General features: G+C 59.7%; 20 protein-coding genes, 1 pseudogene and 1 riboswitch. Of the genes and pseudogenes, 9 read left to right on the plus strand and 12 right to left on the minus strand.

The window, feature by feature from the left end:
• Window positions 1-15: 15 nt before the first annotated feature.
• On the plus strand, window positions 16-621 hold the full coding sequence (locus tag AC1DMK_RS02040) for a class I SAM-dependent methyltransferase (protein WP_037063402.1): 606 nt from the start codon (window positions 16-18) through the stop codon (window positions 619-621).
• Between the two features lie 6 nt (window positions 622-627).
• Here AC1DMK_RS02040 and AC1DMK_RS02045 read toward each other — a convergent pair whose 3' ends face one another.
• The gene (locus AC1DMK_RS02045) at window positions 628-1,029 is read right to left on the minus strand and encodes a (R)-mandelonitrile lyase (protein WP_037063622.1); all 402 of its coding nucleotides are present in this window, start codon (window positions 1,027-1,029) and stop codon (window positions 628-630) included.
• Between the two features lie 219 nt (window positions 1,030-1,248).
• Here AC1DMK_RS02045 and AC1DMK_RS02050 point away from each other — a divergent pair.
• Window positions 1,249-1,500: pseudogene (locus AC1DMK_RS02050) on the plus strand (DUF3833 family protein); the annotation flags it as partial.
• Between the two features lie 223 nt (window positions 1,501-1,723).
• The gene (locus tag AC1DMK_RS02055) at window positions 1,724-2,710 is read left to right on the plus strand and encodes an aldo/keto reductase (RefSeq protein WP_477856847.1); all 987 of its coding nucleotides are present in this window, start codon (window positions 1,724-1,726) and stop codon (window positions 2,708-2,710) included.
• A 66-nt stretch (window positions 2,711-2,776) separates the two neighbouring features.
• On the opposite strand, the gene AC1DMK_RS02060 is transcribed toward AC1DMK_RS02055, so the two are convergent.
• The 6 genes from AC1DMK_RS02060 to clpP all read right to left on the minus strand — a co-directional run bounded on the left by AC1DMK_RS02060 (window position 2,777) and on the right by clpP (window position 11,848).
• Window positions 2,777-4,975, minus strand: coding sequence for an esterase-like activity of phytase family protein (locus AC1DMK_RS02060; RefSeq protein WP_477856848.1), 2,199 nt, complete (start codon window positions 4,973-4,975; stop codon window positions 2,777-2,779).
• A 92-nt stretch (window positions 4,976-5,067) separates the two neighbouring features.
• Entirely contained in the window at window positions 5,068-5,979 is a 912-nt protein-coding gene (locus tag AC1DMK_RS02065) for a DMT family transporter (protein ID WP_477856850.1), read from the minus strand.
• A gap of 80 nt (window positions 5,980-6,059) precedes the next feature.
• A riboswitch (FMN riboswitch) is annotated at window positions 6,060-6,209 on the minus strand.
• A gap of 125 nt (window positions 6,210-6,334) precedes the next feature.
• Window positions 6,335-6,610, minus strand: a complete 276-nt coding sequence (hupB, locus tag AC1DMK_RS02070) for a DNA-binding protein HupB (RefSeq protein ID WP_018900220.1) — start codon at window positions 6,608-6,610, stop codon at window positions 6,335-6,337.
• A 207-nt stretch (window positions 6,611-6,817) separates the two neighbouring features.
• On the minus strand, window positions 6,818-9,232 hold the full coding sequence (gene lon, locus AC1DMK_RS02075) for an endopeptidase La (protein ID WP_037063394.1): 2,415 nt from the start codon (window positions 9,230-9,232) through the stop codon (window positions 6,818-6,820).
• A gap of 415 nt (window positions 9,233-9,647) precedes the next feature.
• Entirely contained in the window at window positions 9,648-10,925 is a 1,278-nt protein-coding gene (gene clpX, locus AC1DMK_RS02080; protein ID WP_037063391.1) for an ATP-dependent Clp protease ATP-binding subunit ClpX, read from the minus strand.
• Window positions 10,926-11,218: 293 nt separating this feature from the next.
• Window positions 11,219-11,848: an ATP-dependent Clp endopeptidase proteolytic subunit ClpP gene (gene clpP / locus AC1DMK_RS02085; protein ID WP_037063390.1), complete on the minus strand. Its 630-nt coding sequence runs from the start codon at window positions 11,846-11,848 to the stop codon at window positions 11,219-11,221.
• 377 nt (window positions 11,849-12,225) lie between these two features.
• Here clpP and AC1DMK_RS02090 point away from each other — a divergent pair, with 377 nt between their 5' ends.
• Window positions 12,226-13,476, plus strand: coding sequence for a GGDEF domain-containing protein (locus AC1DMK_RS02090; RefSeq protein WP_477856852.1), 1,251 nt, complete (start codon window positions 12,226-12,228; stop codon window positions 13,474-13,476).
• Between the two features lie 54 nt (window positions 13,477-13,530).
• The gene (locus tag AC1DMK_RS02095; RefSeq protein ID WP_477856853.1) at window positions 13,531-14,775 is read left to right on the plus strand and encodes a cytochrome P450; all 1,245 of its coding nucleotides are present in this window, start codon (window positions 13,531-13,533) and stop codon (window positions 14,773-14,775) included.
• A 91-nt stretch (window positions 14,776-14,866) separates the two neighbouring features.
• On the opposite strand, the gene AC1DMK_RS02100 is transcribed toward AC1DMK_RS02095, so the two are convergent.
• A complete protein-coding gene (locus tag AC1DMK_RS02100; RefSeq protein WP_037063381.1) occupies window positions 14,867-16,201 on the minus strand; it encodes a dicarboxylate/amino acid:cation symporter in 1,335 nt (444 codons plus the stop codon).
• Between the two features lie 238 nt (window positions 16,202-16,439).
• Here AC1DMK_RS02100 and AC1DMK_RS02105 point away from each other — a divergent pair, with 238 nt between their 5' ends.
• Together AC1DMK_RS02105 and AC1DMK_RS02110 are read left to right on the plus strand one after the other, a co-directional pair.
• Entirely contained in the window at window positions 16,440-18,302 is a 1,863-nt protein-coding gene (locus AC1DMK_RS02105) for a sensor histidine kinase (protein WP_477856855.1), read from the plus strand.
• On the plus strand, window positions 18,299-19,663 hold the full coding sequence (locus tag AC1DMK_RS02110; protein WP_477856857.1) for a sigma-54-dependent transcriptional regulator: 1,365 nt from the start codon (window positions 18,299-18,301) through the stop codon (window positions 19,661-19,663). Before AC1DMK_RS02105 ends, AC1DMK_RS02110 begins: the two co-directional genes overlap by 4 nt.
• A 78-nt stretch (window positions 19,664-19,741) precedes the next feature.
• On the opposite strand, the gene AC1DMK_RS02115 is transcribed toward AC1DMK_RS02110, so the two are convergent.
• From AC1DMK_RS02115 to AC1DMK_RS02125, 3 genes are all read right to left on the minus strand, one after another.
• Window positions 19,742-20,086 carry a cupin domain-containing protein gene (locus AC1DMK_RS02115; RefSeq protein ID WP_037063375.1) on the minus strand — a complete coding sequence of 115 codons (345 nt, stop codon included), beginning with the start codon at window positions 20,084-20,086 and terminating at the stop codon, window positions 19,742-19,744.
• 5 nt (window positions 20,087-20,091) lie between these two features.
• Window positions 20,092-21,375 (minus strand): O-acetylhomoserine aminocarboxypropyltransferase, encoded by a 1,284-nt coding sequence (locus tag AC1DMK_RS02120; RefSeq protein ID WP_477856859.1) that lies wholly within the window; start codon window positions 21,373-21,375, stop codon window positions 20,092-20,094.
• A 112-nt stretch (window positions 21,376-21,487) separates the two neighbouring features.
• Window positions 21,488-21,916, minus strand: a complete 429-nt coding sequence (locus AC1DMK_RS02125; RefSeq protein ID WP_037063370.1) for a CoA-binding protein — start codon at window positions 21,914-21,916, stop codon at window positions 21,488-21,490.
• A 104-nt stretch (window positions 21,917-22,020) separates the two neighbouring features.
• Between AC1DMK_RS02125 and AC1DMK_RS02130 the strand changes: the two genes are divergently transcribed.
• Both AC1DMK_RS02130 and AC1DMK_RS02135 read left to right on the plus strand, forming a co-directional pair.
• The gene (locus tag AC1DMK_RS02130) at window positions 22,021-22,350 is read left to right on the plus strand and encodes a hypothetical protein (protein WP_037063368.1); all 330 of its coding nucleotides are present in this window, start codon (window positions 22,021-22,023) and stop codon (window positions 22,348-22,350) included.
• Window positions 22,351-22,746: 396 nt separating this feature from the next.
• Window positions 22,747-23,583: a DMT family transporter gene (locus tag AC1DMK_RS02135; RefSeq protein ID WP_037063617.1), complete on the plus strand. Its 837-nt coding sequence runs from the start codon at window positions 22,747-22,749 to the stop codon at window positions 23,581-23,583.
• Window positions 23,584-23,585: 2 nt separating this feature from the next.
• Here AC1DMK_RS02135 and AC1DMK_RS02140 read toward each other — a convergent pair whose 3' ends face one another.
• Window positions 23,586-24,413 carry an enoyl-CoA hydratase gene (locus AC1DMK_RS02140; protein ID WP_477856862.1) on the minus strand — a complete coding sequence of 276 codons (828 nt, stop codon included), beginning with the start codon at window positions 24,411-24,413 and terminating at the stop codon, window positions 23,586-23,588.
• Window positions 24,414-24,433 lie beyond the last annotated feature (20 nt).

Below are 24,433 nucleotides of genomic sequence, written 5' to 3' on the forward strand. Positions count from 1 at the left end.
ATCCGAGACAGCATCATGAAAACACGCGAGGAACGGCAGGCACAACGGGTGAGCATGCCGCGCACCCAGCTTGCTGCCCACCACACGGAAAACGCGCGACTGCTTCCAGACCGGGGGGAGCTGCTCTATCGCATCCCCAATGGCGGCATCGGCGTCGAGGTGGGCGCCGCTTTCGGGGAATATACGGCAGAGATCCTCGATAAGAACCGTCCGGCCCAGCTTTACCTGATCGATCCGTGGAGCATGGATCGCTACAGCTCGGGGCTTGATCAGATCCATACCCAGTTCAAGCATCAGATCGAGGCCGGCCAGCTACATCTGATGCAGGGCACGTCGCTCGAAAAGCTTGCGGAGTTCGAGGACGATTTCCTGGACTGGGCCTATATCGACACGGATCACTCGTTCGAACTCACCTGGCAAGAGCTTCTGTTGTGCGAGAAGAAGGTCAAACGCACGGGCAGAATTGCCGGTCACGATTTCTGCACCGGCAACACCGTCAAGCCGATCGTCTACGGCGTGGTCGAGGCCGTAGCCAAATTCTGCAACGACTACGGCTGGCAATTCGAATTTCTCACCATCGAATCACATGCGCATTTCTCCTACTGCCTGAAGCGCCTTTAGGCCGCCTCAGGCCTTTCCGGCGTATTGCTCGTCGCTGACATGTTCCATCCAGTCGGCAGCGTTGCCGTCGAGGGCCTCCTGGATGGCGATATGCGTCATTGCCGTTTCGGACGCGGCGCCATGCCAGTGCTTTTCACCAGGCGCGAACCAGACGGTATCCCCCGCCCGGATGTCGCGGATCTGGCCGCCCCAGCTCTGCGCCAGGCCCCTTCCCGACGTGACGATCAGCGTCTGCCCCAAGGGATGCGTGTGCCAGGCAGTCCGGGCGCCGGGCTCGAAGGTGACGCTGACCACCCTCACCCGCGCAGGCTCGGGCGCTTCCATCAGCGGGTCCTGCCGGACAGCGCCGGTGAAGTACGCGGCGGGCGCCCTCATCGAAGGTCGCGATCCAGCAGCTTTGATCTCCATCGTCCATTCCTTTGCCCGTTGATCTGTTTCGCTCAACCGAACGTAAGGCATAGAGCGGTTTCATCCAAGTAGAGCAAGGAATGATCATGCGCCAGGCCGGAGGGTTCATCGCAAGCGCGCTGGCTGCCAGCTTGCTGCTCCCTCCTCGCGGAGGCGCCGTGATTTCCGGTCCGAGGATTTCCTCGCAGGACGAAGCGTTGCATCGGTCGTTTCCAGGCGATCAGCGGCGTCGATCGCAGCTTCACGGTCGCACTCGCCGGCCGCTGGAACGGCAAGGTGCTGACGCTTTGCGAAGACTTCCTTTATGCCGACGGCAAGCGGGATCGAAAGTCCTGGCGATTTATGAAGACTGCGCCGGGCCGGTACATGGGGACGCGTGAAGACGTGATCGGCGAAGCCAAGGTGAAAATTACAGGCGACGTCGCACGTTACACTCATCTCGTCGATCTCGATCCCAGACCTTGCGAGAATATCGTCCGCTTTCACGACACGCTGCGCCTGATGCCCGATGGCACCCTGTTAAACTCCGCGTGGGGCGAAAAAGTACGCTTTTCCGGTCGCCCGGGTGCAGGTCAGCTTTTCCAAGAAATAGAAACGACGCCGGCGGCATCGTGCCCTATCTCCTGCCGCAACGGCTTGCCCACAGACCGGCCCGCTGCTAGTGCCGGGTCAAATGATCACGCGGAGAATTTCCATGAAACAACATTCTTTCGGCCACCTGCCCCACACCGTCACCAATATCGGCTTCGGTGCGTGGCAGATCGGCGGCGCATGGGGCGATGTCAGCGAGGCGGACGGCCGCGATGCGCTCAACGCGGCGCTAGATGCCGGCATGACCTTCATCGACACAGCAGATGTCTACGGAGATGGGCGCTCGGAAAAGATCATTGCCGACGTGCTGGAAGGCCGTGGCGGCGAGCGTCCAATGGTCGCAACCAAGGCCGGCCGCCGACTCAGCCCGCACGTGGCCGATGGTTACACCAAAGCCAATATCGAGAGCTTCATCGATCGCAGTCTCGCGAATCTTCGTGTGGATTGCCTGGATCTCGTACAGCTTCACTGCCCGCCGACGGATGTACTCTATCGTCCCGAGGTTTTCGAAGGACTGGCCGAACTGCAAAAGGCAGGCAAGATCATGGGCTACGGCGTCAGCGTCGAGAAGGTCGAGGAAGCACTGAAGGCAATCGAATATCCGGGTGTCGTCAGCATCCAGATCATCTACAACATCTTCCGCCAGCGGCCTGATCATCTGTTCTTCCAGGAGGCCCGCCGGAAGAACATCGCGGTCATCGCACGAGTGCCGCTCGCAAGCGGGCTTCTATCGGGCAAAATCACCCGCGAGACGAAGTTCGCAAGTGACGATCATCGCAATTTCAATCGTCACGGCGAAGCCTTTGACGTCGGTGAGACATTTGCCGGCGTACCTTTCGAGGTGGGCCTCCAGGCCGTCGAGGAAGTGCGCAAACTCGTTCCTGCCGGCGTATCGATGGCTGCCTTCGCGCTTCGCTGGATCCTGATGAACGACGCAGTCACCGTCGTTATCCCTGGCGCGCGCAATGCCGAACAGGCAAGCGCCAATGCAGCAGCGGCGAACCTCGCTCCGCCGTCTCATGAGTTGATGGAAGCCACGCGTGAGATTTACGAGCGACTGATTGCCCCGCATGTGCACCAACGGTGGTAACGTCCGCGATCTAAACGGGAATGGCCGGGTTCGACCCGGCCATTCTCACTTCTTACCTGTTTGTTCTCAATTGATGCCAACGAGATTGACCGGGAAGAACAGCGTTTCGCCGGACGTATCGTCGACGCCGTCATTGTCCGTGACCGCATACGCCTTGCCGGAGGCGTCGAAGGCAAAGCCTTCGAGCTTGTCGAGCACGTAGCCGTTGGTCGCCGTCTTGAGCTCGCCCAGGAAATCATGGGCTTCGACCTTTTTGACGACGGGCAGTTTGCCACCGAGCTTGGCAGGCTTCAGGTCGGCGATTGCGACTTTGTAGAGCTTCTTCAGCTTCGACGCATCGCCGATGAGATTGTCTCGCTCGATGATGTAGACGCTGCCGTCGTGCGCGGAGATCTCAGAGAGGCCGACCCAACCCGCTTCGGACTTCTCGAGCGGGTAACGGACGGCGCCCCATTCCTTGCTTTTCGGCTTGTAGGACACGAGCTTAACGAAGCCCTTCTCGTCGTCTTTCCATTCCCGCTGCACCGCCATCCAGAGCGTGGCGTCATCGCCGGAGCCGACAATCGTTACGCCTTCGAAGCCATAACGGATTTCGTTGTCCGTCAACTCCTTGGGCAGCGCAATCTCCTCCTTGATCTCGCCCTTCGGATTGACGTGATAGAGGGCATGCGGCACCAGCTTTTCACTGTTGCCTTCGGAAGCGAGCCAGAACCAGCCCTTTTCGTCGACCGTGACGCCTTCGATGTCCAGCTTCTGGGCAGGCTGGCCATCGCGCTTGACGGTCAGCGTCTCGGTGATCACGGCCGGATTCCTGGTGGCGTCGATCGTGTAGATCGTCGGCTGCAGTCCGAGGACACTGTCGCTGACGGCAAACAGCTGGCCGGGCGCTTCCGGCACCGCGGTGAGCCCGGAGAGAGCCGCGAAACCGACCGGGTTCCCGTCCTTTTCTGCTGCGACAATCTGCGGATAGGCCTTCTCGCCTTCTGCGAATGCGTAGATCATGACATGCGACCGCGGACCGCCATCCTTCCCCAGGTCGACTTCGTTTGCCGTGACAAAGAGGTTGCGGGCAGGCAAAGCCACGGCTCCTTCGGGTGAAACGCCCGAGGGGAGCAATTGCGTGAGTTCCGGCTCCGCGCCGGTATCCTTGTAGACGCCGACCACCGAGGCACGCTCGGCAAGCACAAAGAAATAGGGCTGGCCACCGAAGGTCGCGGCCTCAAGGCCTTCTGGCTCGACGCCCTTCGCGGACGAACGCTTGTCCGGATAGTGACCGATGTTTGCGACTGCGCGTTCGAAGGACGCGCCGGATTCGTAGAGGACCTTGCCAGTTTTGTCGAAGACCGTGAAACCGCGCGATCCGCCCTGATAGTCGCCTTCGTTGGCGACGACCAGACGCTCGTCGTCCAGCCATTTTACCGCGTCGGGCTCGCGCGCGACCGCCTTCAGCTCGCTGGTGAATTTCAGGGCGCCGTCGCGCTTGGTATCGATCCCGGCCAGATCGGTGCTGCCTGCGGTAAAATGCGTCTTCACCTTGGCGGTCGTCGCGTCGATGATGACGATCTCGTTGTTCTCCTGCAGGGTCAACGCGATTTCGTTTTGGTTATTGAACGAAACGAATTCAGGCTCCGGATCTTCCGGTGCAACACCCGCGAGACCTGCGAGCGCGACATGCTGGATGGTGGCGCAATCGACAACGCCGTTCTTCAGCTGGAAGAGAACGAGATCACCCGCCGGCATTTGCGGAATTTTACCGTCGTTGACCTCCTCGTCCCGCTCGTTCTCGATGGCGATCGCACCGAGCGTCTTGTCCTTGTTGAGCGCGATGGAGTCCGGCTGGCCGCCGAGAGCGCAGGTGCCTTCGATTTTCTTCGACGCGACGTCCACCACCGCCAGGTGGCCCGATGGCGTTGCCTTGCTCTGCGACGTGTTGACCGCGACCAGGGCCTTGCCGGCTGCGGAAGCAACGGATGTCGGCTCACCGTCCATCATCAACGCGCCGCCAGCCTTCGGTGACCTGGCGTCGGAGATGTCGACGAAGCCGATCGCGCCCAAGGGGCTGTCGCTGTAGATAAGCGTCATACCATCATCCGTGGCTGTGACGATCTCCGCCGAAGTGGTCGAGAGCTTGTCCTTATCTGCCGGCAGGTTCGATGCCACCGGAAAGGATGCGATGCGGTTGAAGACCGGCTCAGCGGCTGCCGGAAAGGCAACGGATGTCAGGAGCACGGCAGCAAGCGCTGCCTTGCGCGAAAAAGTCGTCATGGAATCCCCCTGCGTCGAAAAGTCGAACCTGTGCGTTGTGGGCGACCGTCGTAACAGGGGCATGACAAGAGCCGACTTTTCTCGACCGGCAGTCAGCCGCCGCGCTGGCGCTCCCGCTTCATCTCGTTTCGCATGATGAAAAGCGACGCGCCGAGAATCAAAAGGGCTCCGAGCCATAGAAAACCCGCCGGCGCGTACCCGAAGACGAGCCAGCCGGCCAGAACATTCAGCGGTAGCTTGAGATCGTCGAAGGGCTGCACATAGGCTGCATCGGCGACGGCGTAGGCAAGCGTCAGGAAATACTGCGCCATGGCCGTCAGCAGTCCTGCCGCGACGAACAGGGCAAGTGCGAGCCCCGTCGGAACGCTGAACCCGGCAGCGAGCGCTAGCCCACCGTTGATCGGCGTCAGGAGAACCAGCAGCCACACCGTGATCGTCTCGGGTCGCTCGATGCCGGTCAAGCTTTTGGTCATCAGCGACGAAGCACCCCAGAGAAGCGCAGAAAGGATCGGCAGGAAAGCTGCCCAGGTAAAACTGTCCGACCATGGCTGCAGGATGATCATCGCTCCGACGAAGCCGACGCCCGTCGCGGCCCAGCGTGCCGATCCGACCTCCTCCGCCAGGAAGAGCCTTGCGCCCAAGATGATGAAGAAGGGCGACGTCATTACCAAGGCAATCGCCTGCCAGATCGGAACGACTGCAAGCCCGGCAATCCAGGCTTGGACGCCAAGGGCCGCGAAGGCTACCCGGATGACATGCCGCCAAGGATAGTGCGTTCGCATCGCCGCGAGACCGACCTTCTTCAGGAATGGCAGCGAAAAGACGAGCGCGAATGCATACTGCCAGAAGGCCGCAGAAGCCGATGGGAATGCAAGTTTCATCGTCAGCCATTGCGTGACGACGTTGAGGATCGCGAAGGCTATGCCAGCGAGCACCATCCAGCCGGCTCCGGCCATGGCGCGTGATGGAAGACGCGCAAGGGAAGTCTGATTCATGTCATTCATCCGCACAAAAGGACCAACACAAATCAGGACGCATGAGCACAACGGCCGACGCCGGGCAGATTCTGCCCTTCGTGCGCTTTGCTCATTCTCTTTCATCCGGCCTTTAACCGTCGGCTCCGGAATCACACCGGATCTGCTGACCCCTGCCGCATCGACCGGAAAGGCGCTMGCGGGCTTGAGCAGATGCTCTTACCGCCGGTGGGGAGTTGCACCCCGCCCTGAGAACGTCCAATTGCCTAGTTCAAAGCCGCATCGACATCAAGGACTTCTGAATGCGAAAAGGGTCCGGCTTGCGCCGAACCCTTCGAAAGACTTTGCACCGCCGGTCTCGTTACCCGGCAGCCAAGCAAACCTATCAGCCGTTGACGGCTTCCTTCAGGCCCTTGCCGGGCGTGAACTTCGGCACGTTGCGAGCCGGAATATCGACTTCTGCGCCCGTGGAAGGATTGCGACCCTTCGTGGCAGCGCGATGGGAAACGGTGAAGCTACCGAAACCAGCGAGGCGAACGTCGCCCTTGCCCTTGAGTTCAGCCTGGACAACTTCGAAAACTGCGTCAACTGCAGAAGCAGCATCGGTCTTCGAGAGTCCTGCCTTTTCGGCAACTGCGGACACGAGTTCATTCTTGTTCATGTTTCCACCCCTTTCTAAATGGTTCGAAACGACTCAAATCTATAAGCTAGGCGCAGAATAACGTTCATCAGGCCCGCCGAACCCCAAAGACCCTGCAAACAAAGGAAATGCAAGCGTCTACACGTGGTTTTCACAAAAAAAGGCTGGCGAAAACGCCAGCCTTTTCAGGGTTTTTAAGCAATTTGGCACGAATGTGGCAAACAGGGCTCAGTGAGCTATGGTTGCGCCCGTTTCATCGAGCCCTTCGACCGTCGCGATGACCGGCGTTTCCACCGTGCCATCCCATTCGATCGGCTCCGGTCTGCGTACCAGAGCATGCTTGATCACCTCGCCCATGCGGGATACCGGGATGATCTCCATGTTGTTCTTCACGTTGTCCGGAATCTCCGCCAGATCCTTGGCGTTTTCTTCCGGAATGAGCACCTTCTTGATGCCGCCGCGAAGCGCTGCTAGCAGCTTTTCCTTGAGCCCGCCGATCGGCAACACGCGACCGCGAAGGGTGATTTCACCGGTCATGGCAACATCCTTGTTCACAGGGATGCCGGTCATGATCGAGACGATCGCGGTCGCCATGGCGACGCCGGCCGACGGACCATCCTTCGGTGTCGCGCCTTCCGGCACGTGCACGTGGATGTCGCTCTTGTCGAAGAGCGGCGGCTGGATGCCGAAATCGACGGCGCGCGAGCGGACATAGGATGCCGCAGCGGAAATCGATTCCTTCATGACTTCCTTCAGGTTGCCGGTAACGGTCATGCGACCCTTGCCAGGCATCATCACGCCTTCGATCGTCAGCAGTTCGCCGCCGACTTCCGTCCAGGCAAGACCGGTGACAACCCCGACCTGATCCTCGCGCTCTGCTTCGCCGTGGCGGAAGCGCGGAACGCCCAGATAGTCGTCGATGTTGGCGGCCGTGACGTGAACGGACTTCGACTTACCCTTGATGATCTCGGTGACCGCCTTGCGGGCGAGCTTCATCAATTCGCGTTCGAAGTTACGAACACCGGCTTCGCGGGTATACTGCTGGCTGATCGCCATCAGGGCATCATCGCTGACCGAGAATTCGTTCGGCTGCAGTGCGTGTTCCTTGATGGCCTTGGGCAGCAGGTGCCGCTTGGCGATCTCGCGCTTCTCGTCTTCGGTGTAGCCGGCGATACGGATGACTTCCATGCGGTCCATCAAAGGTGCCGGAATGTTCAGCGTGTTCGCCGTCGTGATGAACATCACGTCCGACAGGTCATATTCGACTTCCAGGTAGTGATCCATGAAGGTCGAGTTCTGCGCCGGATCCAGCACCTCGAGCAGAGCCGACGACGGATCGCCACGAAAGTCCTGACCCATCTTGTCGATTTCGTCGAGCAGGAAGAGCGGGTTGGACTTCTTTGCCTTCTTCATCGACTGGATGACCTTGCCGGGCATCGAACCGATGTAGGTGCGGCGGTGACCGCGGATTTCGGCTTCGTCACGAACGCCGCCAAGCGCCATGCGAACATATTCGCGGCCGGTCGCTTTGGCGATCGACTGGGCGAGCGAGGTCTTGCCGACGCCCGGAGGGCCGACGAGGCACAGGATCGGACCCTTGATCTTGGTCGCGCGGGCCTGCACGGCCAGATATTCGATGATGCGCTCCTTGACCTTGTCGAGACCGAAATGATCCGCTTCGAGGATCTTCTCGGCATTGTTCAGATCAGACTTGACCTTGGACTTCTTGTTCCACGGAATGCCGAGCAGCCAATCGAGGTAGTTGCGGACAACGGTCGCTTCGGCCGACATCGGGCTCATCTGCCGCAGCTTCTTCAGCTCGGCATCTGCCTTTTCCTTGGCTTCCTTGGAAAGCTTGGTCTTGGCGATGCGCTCTTCCAGTTCGGCCATCTCGTCGCGGCCTTCCTCGCCGTCGCCGAGTTCCTTCTGGATCGCCTTCATCTGTTCATTCAGGTAGTATTCGCGCTGGGTTTTCTCCATCTGGCGCTTAACGCGCGAGCGGATGCGCTTCTCGACCTGAAGGACCGAGATCTCACCTTCCATGAAGCCGAGCGCCTTTTCGAGGCGTGCTTTGACGCTGGTGGTTTCCAACATCTCCTGCTTTTCGGTGATCTTGATCGACAGGTGCGAAGCGACCGTATCGGCAAGCTTCGAGTAATCGTCGATCTGGCTGGCAGCGCCGACAACCTCAGGTGAAATCTTCTTGTTGAGCTTTACGTAGCTCTCGAATTCGGACACGACCGAGCGGCTCAGCGCCTCAAGTTCGACCGGATCGTCGTTTGGCTCATCCAGCACATGGCCAAGCGCTTCGTAAAAATCTTCGCGATCCGTATAGGCGTCGATTTCAGCGCGTGCACGGCCCTCGACGAGAACCTTGACGGTGCCGTCGGGCAGCTTCAGCAATTGCAGAACATTGGCAACAGTGCCGACTTTGTGGATAGCTGAGGGTTCCGGATCGTCGTCGCTGGCGTTGATCTGAGTAACGAGCATGATCTGTTTGTCGGATCCCATGACCTCTTCAAGGGCACGGATCGATTTTTCCCGGCCGACGAACAACGGCACGATCATATGCGGGAAGACCACGATGTCGCGCAGAGGCAAAACCGGATAAGCGATGCTCGCAACTGACGTTTTCTTCGTCATTTTATTTCCTTTCCATCGTCCCGTTGCCGGGCTCTTCTGGCGCGGCCGTTTTGGACCGGCCACACTCTCACTTGAGACACAAGTGGAGGTTCTGACTACGCTTTTCAAGCTGCGCCATGGCCCACGTCCCCCTGGACATGACAGCTATGCTACAACGGAACACCTGCACTCTGGCGCACCATGCTGGACCGGCGCTTACCATTTCCGAACCGGCTAAAATACAAGGCCGAAACACACCAACGGAATCATTGCATAATCGCGAACGGCGCATCAATTCGCAACGGCAACGGAGGTGGTTTCCGATCTCATCAGCAAGATTTATCAGCGCTGCGCACCGGTTTGCAAATAGAAAGGGGCTCGCCGACGGCAAGCCCCTAAAAATCACGGTTCGTATCGCAAAGATATCGAAAGCGCTTTACGCTGAAGCGTTTGCCTTCTCGTCCTGGCGATCCGCGTAGATGTAGAGCGGACGCGAAGAGCCGCGGACAACCTCGTCCGATATGACGACCTCGCGAACACCTTCCAGTGTCGGCAGTTCGAACATCGTGTCGAGCAGGATCTTTTCCATGATCGAGCGCAGACCGCGGGCGCCGGTCTTGCGGGTGATCGCCTTGCGGGCGATTTCGCGCAGAGCGTCCTCGTGGAACGTCAGTTCGACATCTTCCATCTCGAACAGGCGCTGGTACTGCTTGATGAGCGCGTTCTTGGGTTCTGACAGGATCTGGATCAACGCGTCTTCATCGAGGTCTTCAAGCGTTGCCAGAACCGGCAGACGACCGATGAATTCCGGGATGAGGCCGAATTTGACCAGATCTTCCGGTTCGAGTTCACGCAACACTTCGCCAACGCGCCGATCGTCCTGCGATTTGACGGTCGCGCCGAAACCGATCGAGGTCTTCTCGCCGCGGGCGGAGATGATCTTGTCGAGGCCGGCAAAAGCGCCGCCGCAGATGAACAGGATGTTCGTCGTATCGACCTGCAGGAATTCCTGCTGCGGATGCTTGCGCCCGCCCTGCGGCGGCACCGAGGCAACCGTGCCTTCCATGATCTTGAGAAGCGCCTGCTGCACGCCCTCGCCCGACACGTCGCGGGTGATCGAGGGGTTGTCGGACTTGCGCGAAATCTTGTCGACTTCGTCGATATAGACGATGCCGCGCTGGGCGCGTTCGACGTTGTAATCCGCAGACTGAAGGAGTTTCAGGATGATGTTCTCGACGTCTTCGCCGACGTAACCAGCTTCGGTCAGCGTCGTCGCGTCAGCCATCGTGAACGGAACGTCGATGATGCGAGCGAGCGTCTGGGCAAGATAGGTCTTGCCGCAGCCGGTTGGGCCGACCAGCATGATATTGGACTTCGCCAACTCGACTTCGCCGTTCTTGGAGGCGTGCGCGAGGCGTTTGTAGTGGTTGTGAACGGCAACAGACAGGATCTTCTTCGCCTGACGCTGGCCGATGACGTACTCGTCGAGGACCTTGATGATATCCTGGGGCGTCGGAACGCCGTCACGGGACTTGACCATCGAGGACTTGTTTTCCTCGCGGATGATGTCCATGCACAGTTCGACGCATTCATCGCAGATGAAAACTGTCGGTCCGGCAATAAGCTTCCGGACTTCGTGCTGGCTCTTTCCGCAGAACGAACAATAGAGGGTGTTTTTGGAGTCGCCGCCGTTGCTGCCGCTGACTTTGCTCATATCACTTTCCTTCCAGCACGCCGCATTTCAAGGTGAAATAACGGTCAACTCATTGGCCTGCTCCACTCTGGAGCTCCAGCCGGCCAAGGCCGTTAAGGGGCACGAACCGGGTCAAGACTAGGCAGTCCTGGCTCCGGCGGCAACGATTTCCCCTTCGAAGCCGAATGCTATGTCATAAAAATTCAACATAGCATTAATACTTGAGATTGGTTCACCCGCCACCGGGTTTATTCCCTTGTTCGATCACAAATGAGATAGAACTGTGGCGGATAAAACACCATCCCTACTTCTTACTAGGCCGCATCGCCTTCCATTTCGGCGCGAGACGTCAGGACTTTGTCGATAACGCCCCAGTCGCGCGCCTCGGCGGCATCCATGAAATGGTCGCGATCCAGTGTCTTTTCAACTTCGTCATAGGTGCGGCCCGTGTGCTTCACGTAGACCTCGTTCAGGCGGCGCTTCATCTTGAGGATATCGCGCGCGTGGCGCTCGATATCGGAAGCCTGCCCCTGGAAGCCGCCTGAAGGCTGGTGAACCATGATGCGGGAATTCGGCGTCGCGAAACGCATGTCCTTGTCGCCGGCAGCCAGCAGCAGCGACCCCATCGATGCTGCCTGACCGACGCAGAGCGTCGATACAGCAGGCTTGATGAACTGCATCGTATCGTAGATCGCCATGCCGGCAGTCACGACGCCGCCTGGCGAATTGATGTAAAGCGCGATCTCCTTCTTCGGGTTCTCGGCTTCGAGGAAAAGCAGCTGGGCGCAAACGAGCGTCGCCATGTGATCCTCGACCGGACCTGTCAGGAAGATGATGCGTTCCTTAAGCAGGCGCGAATAGATGTCGTAGGATCGTTCACCGCGATTGGTCTGTTCCACAACCATCGGCACGAGGGCCATAGCGGTATCGACTGGGTTTCTCATGTGCGTCCTTTGTCAACGTCTTTCCGGCCCGACGCCGGGAATCAAAGAAAATGCCTTACCTCTACATAGAACTTCCCTACCCTCCTCTTCAAGACGCGCCTATGCATAACGTTAAGAGGGCCGGGAGCCATGTGAATAACTTTGTGCCTTTCCTAGGGGTATTGTCCAAAACGGTCATCAATGGCGATGGGCGGGTGCGCGCCCTCACAGCTTTTCTCGGCAGCAAGATGAAGGAAAGCTGAATCCGCAGGCCGCCTCATGTTTACCTCACGGAAATCCTATCGTCGGATAAGTGCGGGCGGGCATCAGCGAGTGGCCGGTGATTAACGAAGTTGCCAGCTTCTTCGACGAGTATGCGCCCAACAAGGGGTATTGCCGTGTTTAATGTTACAACGGGATTGGCCATTTGGTGCTCCGAGGCCATGACGCTTGCACTGGTTGCATTCATGGCCTGGCGCCATGATGTCCGCAACAGGACCTATCTTTTTTGGGGCATCGGCTTTTTGCTAAGCGCCGCCGGCTTTGCCATGGTGGCCCTGCGCGGCCACATCCCGAACTTCCTCTCGATCGAAGCAGGCAATGCTGTCGCGCTTTCTGGTCAGAGCGCCTGGGTTGCCGGCTATCTGGCGCTCTACAGGCGCAAGGCCGAGTGGTGGATGCTGCTGCCTCCCCTTGTCTGGCTCGCAGGTGTCTTCCTTCCCTGGGTCAACGACGACTACGCAAATCGCGTCATTCTCTACAATCTCGCCTCGGCAACCGGCGCAACGGCACTTGCCATGGCTGTCACGTCGCCCCATGCCGGGAGTGACGCTGCCAGGACCAAGCTTGCGGCCATCTTTCTCATCCAGAGCGGCCTCTGCTTCGGTACCGCAGTGGCCATCGGGCTCGCCGCTCCCACGGATCTGCAAGCCGCCAACTACGCCGGCGCTGCCGCGCTCGGCACGGCATTCCTTTTGACGTTTGCCTGCGCGCTTACCTTTCGGGTGATCATGGAGCGGTCGGAGAGGCATCTGCGGTTGCTCAGCGTGACGGACGCGCTGACCGGCGTCCTCAACCGACGCGGTCTGTTCGGGCAGTTCGAACCCGTCCAAACCAGGGCGTTCGACGAAAAGCGGCAGATCGCCGTTCTTCTGTTCGACCTGGACAACTTCAAGCGGACTAACGACCGCTTTGGCCATCAGGCCGGCGACGCGGTGCTGACTGTCTTTGCCAGAATGGCGCGCCAGTATACCCAGGCAGGTGTCTTCGGACGGATGGGCGGCGAGGAGTTCGCAGCTTTCACCGGTGTCGCCGACCAAACCGAAGCCGAAGCACTTGCGGAATCGATCAGGGCGGAATTCTGCCGCGTCCCGATCAGCACCGGCAACGCCCTCATTCCGGCGACGGTCAGCATAGGTGTTGCGCTCGCATCGCCTATCAACGCCAACATGGATAGGCTGGTTTCCGCAGCGGACCGTGCCCTCTACGCTGCGAAAGCAGCGGGCCGGAACTGCACCGTCATCTTTGGAGAAGCCGAGACTGCCGCCCCTGCGCCGACCGAGCCTGATCGCACCAGCGGCGAGCTCGTTCCGACGCTCGACGATCAGATCCATGCCCTTCGCCGTGTCGGATCTCTGTCGAGAGGTTGAAGATCCGCAGGCGTTCTCTTTTCGAGACCTGGCAAATCCGCTAAGCCTTGAGACATGATGATACCGGCCTTTATTTCGATCGATCCCGCCACACGCCGCGTCTCTCTCGACGCCGGCAATCGAGCTTTCTACAGCAACCCCAACGCCGCATACGCGGCGTTGCATGCCCATTGTCCGACCTTCTACTGGGAAGAGCAGAAGCAATGGTTCTTTACCGGCTACGACCATGTGAACGCGCTGTTGCGCGACCGCCGATTCGGCCGTCAGATCCTGCACATTGCAACGCGGGAGGAACTCGGTCTTCCCGAGCCGGACCAGCATCTCGCCAACTTCGATCTTGCCGAGCGCTATTCGCTGCTTGAGCTGGAGCCGCCCGAGCACACCCGCCTCAGAACTCTCGTCAACCGCGCCTTCGTGTCGCGACATGTCGAGAAGATGAAGCCCGAGCTTGCCGAACTGGCCAACAGGCTGATCGACGACTTCGAGAAGAAGGGACAAGTTGAGCTGCTGTCGGCCTTTGCCGATGTCATCCCCGTTACGATGATCGCTCGCATGATCGGCATCCCGGAAGAGATGGGGCCGCAGCTTCTGAGGTGGTCGCATGCCTATATCCGCATGTATCTCTTTGGCCGCACCAGAGAGGATGAGGACGGCGCCGAAATGGCAGCCAAGGAATTTTCCGACTACGTGAAGACCGTCATTGCCGAGCGCCGCGCCAATCCCCGCGACGACTTGCTGACGCACATGATCCACACCGAGCACAAGGGCCAGTACCTGACCGAGGACGAGCTGGTCTCTACCACGATCGTGCTGCTGAACGCCGGCCATGAAGCAACCGTCCACCAGATCGGCAACTCCGTCCGCATGATCCTAGATAGCGGCTACGATCCGGCAGAACTTTTCAAGGATGAAGCCGCCACTGAGCGTACGGTGGAAGAATCGCTGCGCATCTGTGCGCCCGTGCACATCTTCCAACGCTGGGCGCTGGAGTCCGCTGAGATCGACGGTGTTTCGTTCAAGCGCGGCGACAAGGTCAGCCTTATCCTGGCGGCCGCCAACCTCGATCCGCTGAAATTCACCGAACCATTGATGTTCAAGCCGGCCCGCAACGAGGCGCCCAATCTCTCCTTCGGAGCCGGCATTCATTTCTGCATCGGCGCGCCGCTTGCGCGCCTGGAGCTCAACGTCGCGCTGCCGATCCTGTTCCAGCGGTTGCCGGGCCTCAGGATTGCGACGACGCCGTCCGTCAAGGATGTTTACCACTTCCACGGATTGGACCGGCTGGAACTCAGTTGGTAAGCGGAACAAAAATATCCGCGCTTCAGGTGAAGCGCGGATTGCCGATGATCCGACGGGGTCGCCGATGATCCGGCAGCCCTTGCTGCGAGGGTTATTCTGCCGCCTGCAGGGCGGGTATAGTGACTTCGATTTCCTCCGGCAATTCGCCGGCCATCGCAGCGGCAAACTGCGTCTGGTCCAGTTCATTCTCCCAGCGTGCGACAACGACCGTCGCGACCGCGTTGCCGACGAAGTTCGTCAGTGCGCGGCATTCTGACATGAACCGGTCGATGCCGAGGATGAGCGCCATGCCGGCAACCGGAACGGAGGGGACAACGGAGAGCGTCGCTGCCAGGGTAATGAAACCGGCGCCGGTAATGCCGGCCGCACCCTTGGAGCTCAGCATCGCCACGAGCAGAAGCAGGATCTGATCAGCAAGGGTAAGCGGCGTGTCCGTCGCCTGGGCGATGAACAGCGCTGCAAGCGTCATATAGATGTTGGTGCCGTCGAGATTGAACGAGTAGCCGGTGGGGATGACGAGGCCGACGACAGAGCGCTTGCAGCCCGCCCGCTCCATCTTCGCCATGAGGCCTGGCAGTGCGGCTTCCGAGGAAGACGTGCCCAGCACCAGCAGCAGTTCCTCCTTGATGTAGCGGATCAGCGCCAGGATCGAGAAACCGTTGTACCGTGCAACAGCACCGAGAACGACGAGCACGAAGATCAGCGACGTCAGGTAGAAGGTACCGATCAGCATGGCGAGGTTGGCAATGGAACCGATGCCGTACTTGCCGATGGTGAAAGCCATCGCGCCGAATGCACCGATCGGCGCTGCCTTCATCAGGACGGCCACCAGCTTGAATACAGGCGCAGTCAGAGCCTGCAGAAAATCGACGACCGGGCGGCCGCGGTCACCGACCATGGCAAGCGCAATGCCGAAAAGGACAGAGAAGAAAAGTACCTGCAGAATGTCGCCATCGGCGAAGGCGCCGACGATCGTGTTCGGGATGATGTTCATTAAGAAGCCGGTGACCGTCGCGTCGTGCGCCTTTGCGGTATAGGTCGCAATGGCCTTCGCATCCAGAGTGGCAGGATCAATGTGCATCCCGGCACCCGGCTGTACGACGTTGGCGACGACGAGGCCGACGGCGAGTGCCAGCGTGGAGAAGACGAGGAAGTACAGCATCGCCTTTCCTGCAACACGTCCAACTTTCTGCAGATCGGACATGCCGGCGATGCCGGTCGCAACCGTCAGGAAGATAACCGGCGCGATGATCATCTTCACGAGCTTGATGAAAGCGTCGCCAAGCGGTTTCAGCGACGTGCCGATGTCCGGATAGAAGTGCCCGAGCAGGATGCCCGCGGCGATGGCGGCGAGAACCTGCACGTAGAGATGCCGGTAAAATGGTACTTTGCCGCGCGGCTGCGCGACCGGAAGTGCTACACCCATAGTGTCCTCCATCAGGCCCCAAACCAATTCGGCCTCCCGGGGCAATTGCGTTGCTCGATCAACAGCCGTGCAGCTGTTTGCGGACACATAGCAACGCGCATGCCAGTCCACGCATGACGCCCTATCCATATGATTTTATGTTATTTTTATCGCAACCCCTCAGACGACGTGAGGACATTGCGCGGCATTTCGCACAAATTTATTTGACGAATGTGCGAAATTGCGCACATCTTGGACGATGGCAACGCCAGTATCGATCCCAGAATTTCAGTTTGTCGCTGACGTCAGCCGGCGCGCGCGGCGCGTCTGGCTTGTTTTTGCCGCTCTGTCAGCGATTACGCTTGTCGCCGCGCTCGCCGGGGCGGAGTTCTACGGCCGCCGATCCTCGATCGAGGCGCTTGAAAGCCAGAGCCGGACCGATGCCACTCTCAAGGTCGCATTGCTGCGCGCCGTTCTGGAGAGACCGCGAGCGCTGCCTCTCCTGCTTGCGGAAGACCAGCAGGTGGACGATGGGCTGTCGTCGCCGCACAGCAGGGCTGTCGATGTTTTGAACCGCAAGCTCGAGCGGCTGGTTTCGGGCACCCAGGCGGCGGTGCTCTACGCTATCGGCAAGGATGGGATCGCGATCGCGTCGAGCAACTGGCGGGAACCGATCAGCTTCGTCGGCAATGACTACACCTTCAGAGACTACTTCCGACGAGCGATCGAACAGGGAACCGCCGAGCATTTCGCGCTAGGCAGCGTCAGCAAACGTCCGGGCCTCTACATCTCGCGCCGTGTCGGCAGTGCCGCGGCCCCGCTCGGCGTGGTGGTGGTCAAGCTTGAATTCGACAGACTCGAGGACGATTGGCGCGACGCACGCCGCCCCGTCTACGTGACGGATGACCATGGGGTCGTGCTGATCACGAGCATTCCATCGTGGCGTTTCATGACGGCAGCTCCGATACCGCAAGAGGATCTTGCGGCGATCCGCAACAGCCTTCAATTCGGCGATGCCCCGCTTGCGCCCCTCCCCATCATGCGCCCCGAGATCATCAATCCGGAAGCCTCGCTCGTCTCGGCAGTGCTGCCCGGCAGCGGCGAAGCGGAATATCTGCGTCTTTTTGCTGCCGTCCCCACAACCCCCTGGCGACTTGAATATCTCGTTCCGACCGACGCCCCGATCGCTTCCGCCGTGCGGGAGATGCGACTCCTGACGCTCGCTGTACTCGTGCCCATTCTGGCAATCGGCGCCTTTCTCCTGCGGCGTCGCCAAGTCGCGGCGATGAGGATCGCCGTCGAACAGGGGATGCGCGAGGAACTCGAGTGGCGCGTCGCTGAGCGCACCGAGGATCTCAGCCGCGCTCGGGACCGCCTTCAGGCCGAGATTTCCGACCATCGAAACACCGAGGCACGACTTCAAGTGGTACAGCAGGAGCTTGTGCAGGCAAACCGACTCGCCATCCTGGGCCAGGTCGCGGCGGGCGTCGCGCACGAGATCAACCAGCCGGTCGCCACCATTCGCGCATATGCGGACAACGCCCGCGTCTTCCTGGAACGCAGGCAGACCGATCCGGCGCGGGAAAACCTCGGCGCAATTGCCGCGCTGACGGAGCGCATCGGTAGGATCACGGAGGAGCTCAAGGCATTCGCCCGCAAAGGCAGAACCGCAGCGGAACCGGTTGAGCTGCGCGATGTCATCGACGGTGCTCTGGTGCTGCTAAAAAGTCGGTTTTCCGGTCAGCTTGAAGCGCTGTCCATTCGCCACCCCCCGCCAGGCCTGACAGTCCTCGGCAATCGCGTTCGCCTGGAGCAGATCCTGATCAACCTTTTCCAGAACGCTTTGGAGGCGCTTGAAGGCCGCGACGATGCGAAGGTGGAGATTTCGGTTACCGAGACATCAGATGAGGCCGCGATCACGATCGCCGACAACGGCCCGGGGATCCCTGCCGCGATTTTGGGTTCGCTTTTCACGCCGTTCAACACATCGAAGGAAAACGGACTGGGGCTCGGCCTCGTCATCTCCAAGGATATTGCCGCTGACTACGGGGGGCGCATCGATGTCACCAGCGGCGACAGCGGCACGAGTTTCACCGTGCATCTTGTGAAGGCGAAACCATGAGCGAAGCAGCCCCCATTTTCCTTATCGATGATGACAGGGATCTCCTTCGGGCGACAAAGCAGACGCTTGAGCTTGCAGGCTTCTCCGTGTCCGCCTTTTCGGCAGCAGGCGACGCACTCGCTGCCCTCACCCCGGATTTCCCAGGGGTCGTGGTTTCAGATATCCGGATGCCTCACATCGACGGGCTGCAGCTTTTCGGACGCGTACGGAAGCGGGACGAAGACCTGCCCGTCATCCTCATCACCGGCCACGGCGACATTCCAATGGCCGTGAAGGCCATGCAGGATGGCGTGTACGACTTCATCACCAAGCCGTTTGCAACGGACAGGCTGATTCAGAGTGTTCGGCGGGCGGCCGAGAAACGCCGTCTCGTTCTGGAAAACCGCGCATTGCGCAAGGCGACGGAGCAGGTTCGCGACGATCTGCCCCTGATCGGCCAAACACCAGCTATGGAACGGTTGCGGCACACCTTGCGGCAGATCGCCGATACCGATGTCGATGTGCTGGTGACTGGCGAGACCGGCAGCGGCAAAGAGGTCGTCGCGAGCCTGTTGCATCAGTGGAGCCGCCGCGCATCGGGAAACTTCGTTGCACTCAACTGCGGAGCGCTGCCGGAAACGGTGATCGAAAGCGAGCTCTTCGGCCATGAGCCGGGCGCCTTCACGGGCGCGCAAAAGAAGCGCATCGGGCGCATCGAGCATGCAAGCGGCGGCACGCTCTTTCTGGACGAGATCGAAAGCATGCCGCCATCGACGCAGGTACAGATGCTGCGCGTTCTCGAAATGCGGGAGGTCACGCCACTCGGCACGAACGACGTCCGGCCGGTTGACCTTCGCGTCGTCGCAGCCGCCAAGGTCGATCTCGGCGACCCCAGCCAGCGCGGTGATTTCCGTGAAGATCTCTATTACCGTCTGAATGTCGTCACGATTTCCATTCCGCCTCTCAGAGAGCGGCGAGACGACATTCCGCTTCTCTTCGGCTACTTCGCAGAACGCGCCGCGAAGCGATTCAAACGGGACGTGCCCGCTGCCTCGGCCTCGATACACCACCATCTGCGCGACCACAGCTGGCCGGGAAACGTTCGCGAGCTGTCGCACTTTGCCGAGCGTTTCGTCCTTGGCGTCGAACAGATTTCGAGTGGACCGCCGGCGCCGATACCGGACCAAGGCGAGTCCATGCCCCTGCCGGAGAGGCTGGAGCGCTATGAGGCCCATATTATCCGCGAAGCCCTGGACGCCAACAACGGCGATGTCCGGCGGACGATCACCGATCTGGGCATCCCCCGCAAGACGTTCTACGACAAGCTCCAGCGCCACGGCATCGTGCGCGCCGACTTTGCCCCGAATGGCGACCGGACTTAAGACACTTCGACGGAAGTAGTGCCCATGCGGGGTGCCGCTAAGCGCCTATTGCAAAGCGCTTGGCATCGGGCGCCTATTTTAGAGCCTGATCACATAGTCCTTGCGAGTCGTTTCAATGACTTCCCATGTTCCCCTGAAGCCCGGTCTCAGGATCATCCTATCGCCGGCGTGCAAATGAACTGGTTCGCCGCCGTCCTCTGTGACGACAGAGTGGCCGGACAGCACACTGAAGTATTCCCACTCGTCGTAAACGATGCGCCATTTGCCCGCAGTCGCTTCCCAAACACCGGAATAGATGCCTCCCGCGGCCTCCTCCAGATTCCACGTTTTGAACTGGGGATCGCCGGAAACGATCCGGTCGGCCTCAGGGGCGCCGAACTCCGGTTCGGCGCCCCTGATGTCGAAGGTGACGTGGTTTGCCATCGGGCTCAGATCTTTGCGAAAGACTGTTCGAGGTCGGCGATGATGTCCTTCACGTCTTCGATGCCGATCGAGAGGCGGACGACGTCAGGGCCGGCACCGGCTGCGATCTTCTGTTCGTCGGTCAGCTGGCGATGGGTTGTCGATGCCGGATGGATAACGAGCGAGCGCGTATCACCGATATTGGCGAGATGCGAGAAGAGCTGCAACCCTTCCACGAGCGACTTGCCGGCCTCGTAGCCACCCTTGACGCCGAACGTGAAGACCGAACCTGCCCCTTTTGGCGAGTAGCGCTGCTGCAGCGCGTGGTTCGGATCGTCCTCCAAGCCCGCATAGTGCACCCAGGCGATCTTGCTGTGGGCTTTCAGCCATTTTGCAACGGCAGCGGCATTTTCGCTATGGCGTTGCATGCGAAGCGGTAGTGTCTCGATACCGGTCAGGATCAGGAAAGCGTTGAAGGGCGATATCGCCGGGCCGAGATCGCGCAGGCCGAGAACACGGCACGCGATGGCGAACGCAAAATTCCCGAAGGTCGAATGCAGGACGACGCCGTTGTACTCCGGCCGCGGGCTGGAGAGCATCGGATAGTTGCCGGATTTCGACCAATCGAAGGTGCCGCCATCGACAATGATGCCGCCCATGGAGTTGCCATGGCCACCGAGGAATTTCGTCAGCGAGTGGACGACGATGTCGGCGCCGTGCTCGATCGGGCGAATGAGATAGGGGCTTGCCATGGTGTTGTCGACGATAAGCGGCAAACCATGCTTGTGGGCTACGTCAGCGATGGCTGCGATGTCGACAAACGTTCCGCCCGGGTTCGCAAGGCTCTCGATGAAGATGGCGCGAGTCTTTTCGTCTATCTGGCTCTCGAAGCTCGCCGGATCAGCAGGATCGGCCCAGCGGACCTGCCAGCCAAAGTTTTCGAAGGCGTGGCCGAACTGGTTGATGGAGCCGCCATAGAGGCGCTTGGCGGCCACGAAATTCTCGCCCGGCCGTAGAATCGTATGGAAGACGATCATCTGTGCGGCATGACCGGAGGCCACGGCAAGAGCCGCCGTGCCGCCCTCGAGTGCAGCGACCCGTTCCTCGAGCACAGCCTGTGTCGGGTTCATGATGCGCGTGTAGATGTTGCCGAATTGCTGCAGGCCGAAAAGCGCGGCGGCATGATCGGCGTCATTGAAGACGTAGGCGGTGGTCTGATAGATCGGCGTCGCGCGTGCGCCGGTTGCAGGGTCCGGCTTGGCCCCCGCGTGCACTGCCAAAGTATTGAATCCCGGATCGTTATTGGCCATGAAGCCCTCCCATTCTGGTTGACCGAATGGGCCGGAGCATAGCGGACGATCAAGAAAAGTTAATCTCCATCTGTTTCAACCGAAACGCGTTTGGCGAAAAATTTTCCCCTTCCTATGCGACAAGACGCGGATACTCAATTGCCGGGCAGCGATCCATGACGACCTTGATGCCTCCAGCTTCCGCCCTTGCGGCAGCGGCGTCATCACGGACGCCAAGCTGCGCCCAGATCACCTTCGGCCGAGGATTCATGGCAAGCGCTTCATTCACGACACCAGACAGATGTTCCGAAGCGCGGAAGACGTCGACCATGTCGACGGGAGCGGGAAGATCGACGAGCCGGCCATAGACCGTCTGCCCCTGTATCAGTTTTCCCGCCTGTCCCGGATTGACAGGTATCACTTCATATCCGCGCGACAGCAGATAGCCCATAACGCCGTTGCTCGGTCGGGCAGGATTGGGGGATGCACCCGTCAAAGCGATGGTCTTCACCGAATGCAAAATGTCGAGAATATAGTCGTCGTCGTATCGATCGTGATTCATATCGCCTATTCTCCCAATAATGATCGCACTTAGGTCCGCGCAATTGAAACCGATGGCCGGTTCCAACGTATATAGGCATCAGAAAGCCGAAGGAGGAAGTCTCGATGAGAAAACCGGCGCTTTTCGCCGCCTTCGTTCTGGCCGCATCGCCAGCGTTGGCAATCTCCCGCTACAATTCGCAGGCGATGACCTGTCAGAAGGCCCGTGCGGCAATTCACAACGAAGGCGCGGTCATCTTGCGCTATCCCTCGAAGCGCGTTGCCAGCATGACCTTGTACGACCGTTACATTCGCAACAGCCGCTTCTGCGACGCCAACCAATACGCGGAGTGGACGGGGGTCCCGACAAAGGACGATCCGAACTGCCGCGTTCTTAATTGCCAGAACCTAGACAACCTGGACGGGACTTTCATAATTCCAGACAATAGGCTCTAAACGCAGTTCGCCTTGACTGCTTCATGCCGTGGCAGCGGTTGCATGACACAACCCGACCATCGTCGAAACCAACCGAGAATTGGCACGCGTGTGCCTATCGCGCATCACGCCTAAAAATTGCGACTCCTGAACGCGCAAATGTTCACTGTATATCGTGTATATGTCTACATTTGTTCACGCGTATGTTAGAAACATCTCATGGTTGAATGAGGATATTCTATTGAAAGTCCTTGGCGTACGTGCATCTTCCAATGCTCCCCGAAAATCATCTGAGAGTTGTATTTTTTCGCTCCATTTGCTCTATTGCCGGTTCTGGCACGGGTGTTGCTTTTTATCGGCGTCGGCGTAACAAGCTTCCGGCTATTCCTTCCAATACACCACCCGGTAGTCCTTGCCTTGTCCATCACCGTCATTCTGCTGGTTCTATTCGGGGCGTTGCTGCACGCAACGTGGAACGCCATCATCAAGGCAGGAACGGACAAGTCCCTCGATGCCAGTCTCGTCTCAGCAGGCGGCGCGGTGGCAGCACTGCCCTTCCTGGCGCTATTGCCGCTTCCAGACGCAGCGGCCTGGCCCTACATCGGCGCCTCGGCGATCCTTCAGTTTATCTACTTCCAGCTTGTCGCAGCAGCCTATCGGGCGGGCGATATCGGGCTCGTCTATCCGCTGATGCGGGGATGCGCACCGCTTCTGATTGCCGCGACGAGCGGCTTCATTCTGAACGAGAGCCTTTCCGGCGGAACGCTCCTCGGCACGGTGACGATCTGCGCCGGAATTTTGACCCTCGCCTTCGAAGCGCCCAAAGGCAGCGGACAGGCGATTCGTCTGGCGCTCGCCAATGCGTGCGTGATTGCCACCTACACCTACGTCGACGGAATCGGGGCGCGAATTTCCGGTAATCCCGTGTCCTATACGCTCTGGATGTCGCTGCTGCCGCCAGTGCTGCTACTTTCCTGGGCTGTCTCGCGCCGCGGCCTCTACACCGTTGCGATGCATGTGCGGGTGAACTGGTGGCGTGGCCTGATCGGCGGCGCAGGCTCGATCGCGTCCTACGGGCTGGCGCTCTGGGCGATGACCAAGGCGCCGGTCGCGACCGTTGCAGCACTGCGCGAAACGTCGATCCTCTTCGCGCTGATCATCTCCGTCGTCGTATTGAAAGAAAAGGCGAGCCGGTGGCGATATCTTGCCGGCGCGATCATCGCCCTCGGCGGGTTGGTCTTGAAACTTGGCTAGAGCTATTCGCCGGTCCACTCCGGCATGCGCTTATCCAGAAATGCACCAATCCCTTCCTCGGCGTCGCCGCTCGTCATGCTGTCGACCATCACCTGCGCGGTATAGCTGTAGGCCTCCTCCACCGGCATCTCAAGCTGGCGATAGAATGCCTCCTTGCCAACCCGTAGCGTCAGCGGCGACTTGCTGGCGATGATTGATGCGTATTTGGTGACGACTTGGGTGAGGTATTGTTTCGGCACGATACGGTTCACCAGACCGAAATCCTTGGCGGTTGAAGCATCGATCGTCTCACCGGTCAGCAGCATCTCCATCGCCTGCTTACGGTGCGCCGCGCGCGAAACGGCCACCATGGGCGTCGAGCAGAACAGCCCGATGTTCACGCCGGGCGTGCAGAAGGTGGCAGTATCGGTGCAGATCGCAAGGTCGCACGACGCGACTAGCTGGCAGCCGGCGGCGGTGGCCAGTCCGTCGATCTCGGCGACGACCGGCTTCGGCAGACGCGTGATCTCTAGCATCAGGTCGGCGGCGAGCGCGAAGGTTTCCTCGAAGAATGCCACGCCGCCATCCGGATCGGCGCGATGTGCCGTCAACTCCTTCAGGTCGTGGCCGGCGGAAAAAACGTTGCCGGTCGACGCAATGACGACGATGCGAACGTTGTCGTCCTCACCGGCCTCCTGGAGCTCGCCGAGCAGCGTCTCGAGAACCGCGATCGAAAGCGCATTGGCGGGTGGGTTGTTGAGTGTCAGCCTCAATATGCCGTCGGAAAGCCTGCAGAGCACCAACGCGGTCGCTTTGCTTGGGTCCGTTCGGAATGATACGACTTCAGCCATGGTAGAACTCCCTGAATGTC

The sequence above is a fragment of the Rhizobium sp. 05L419 genome (genome assembly GCF_056397845.1).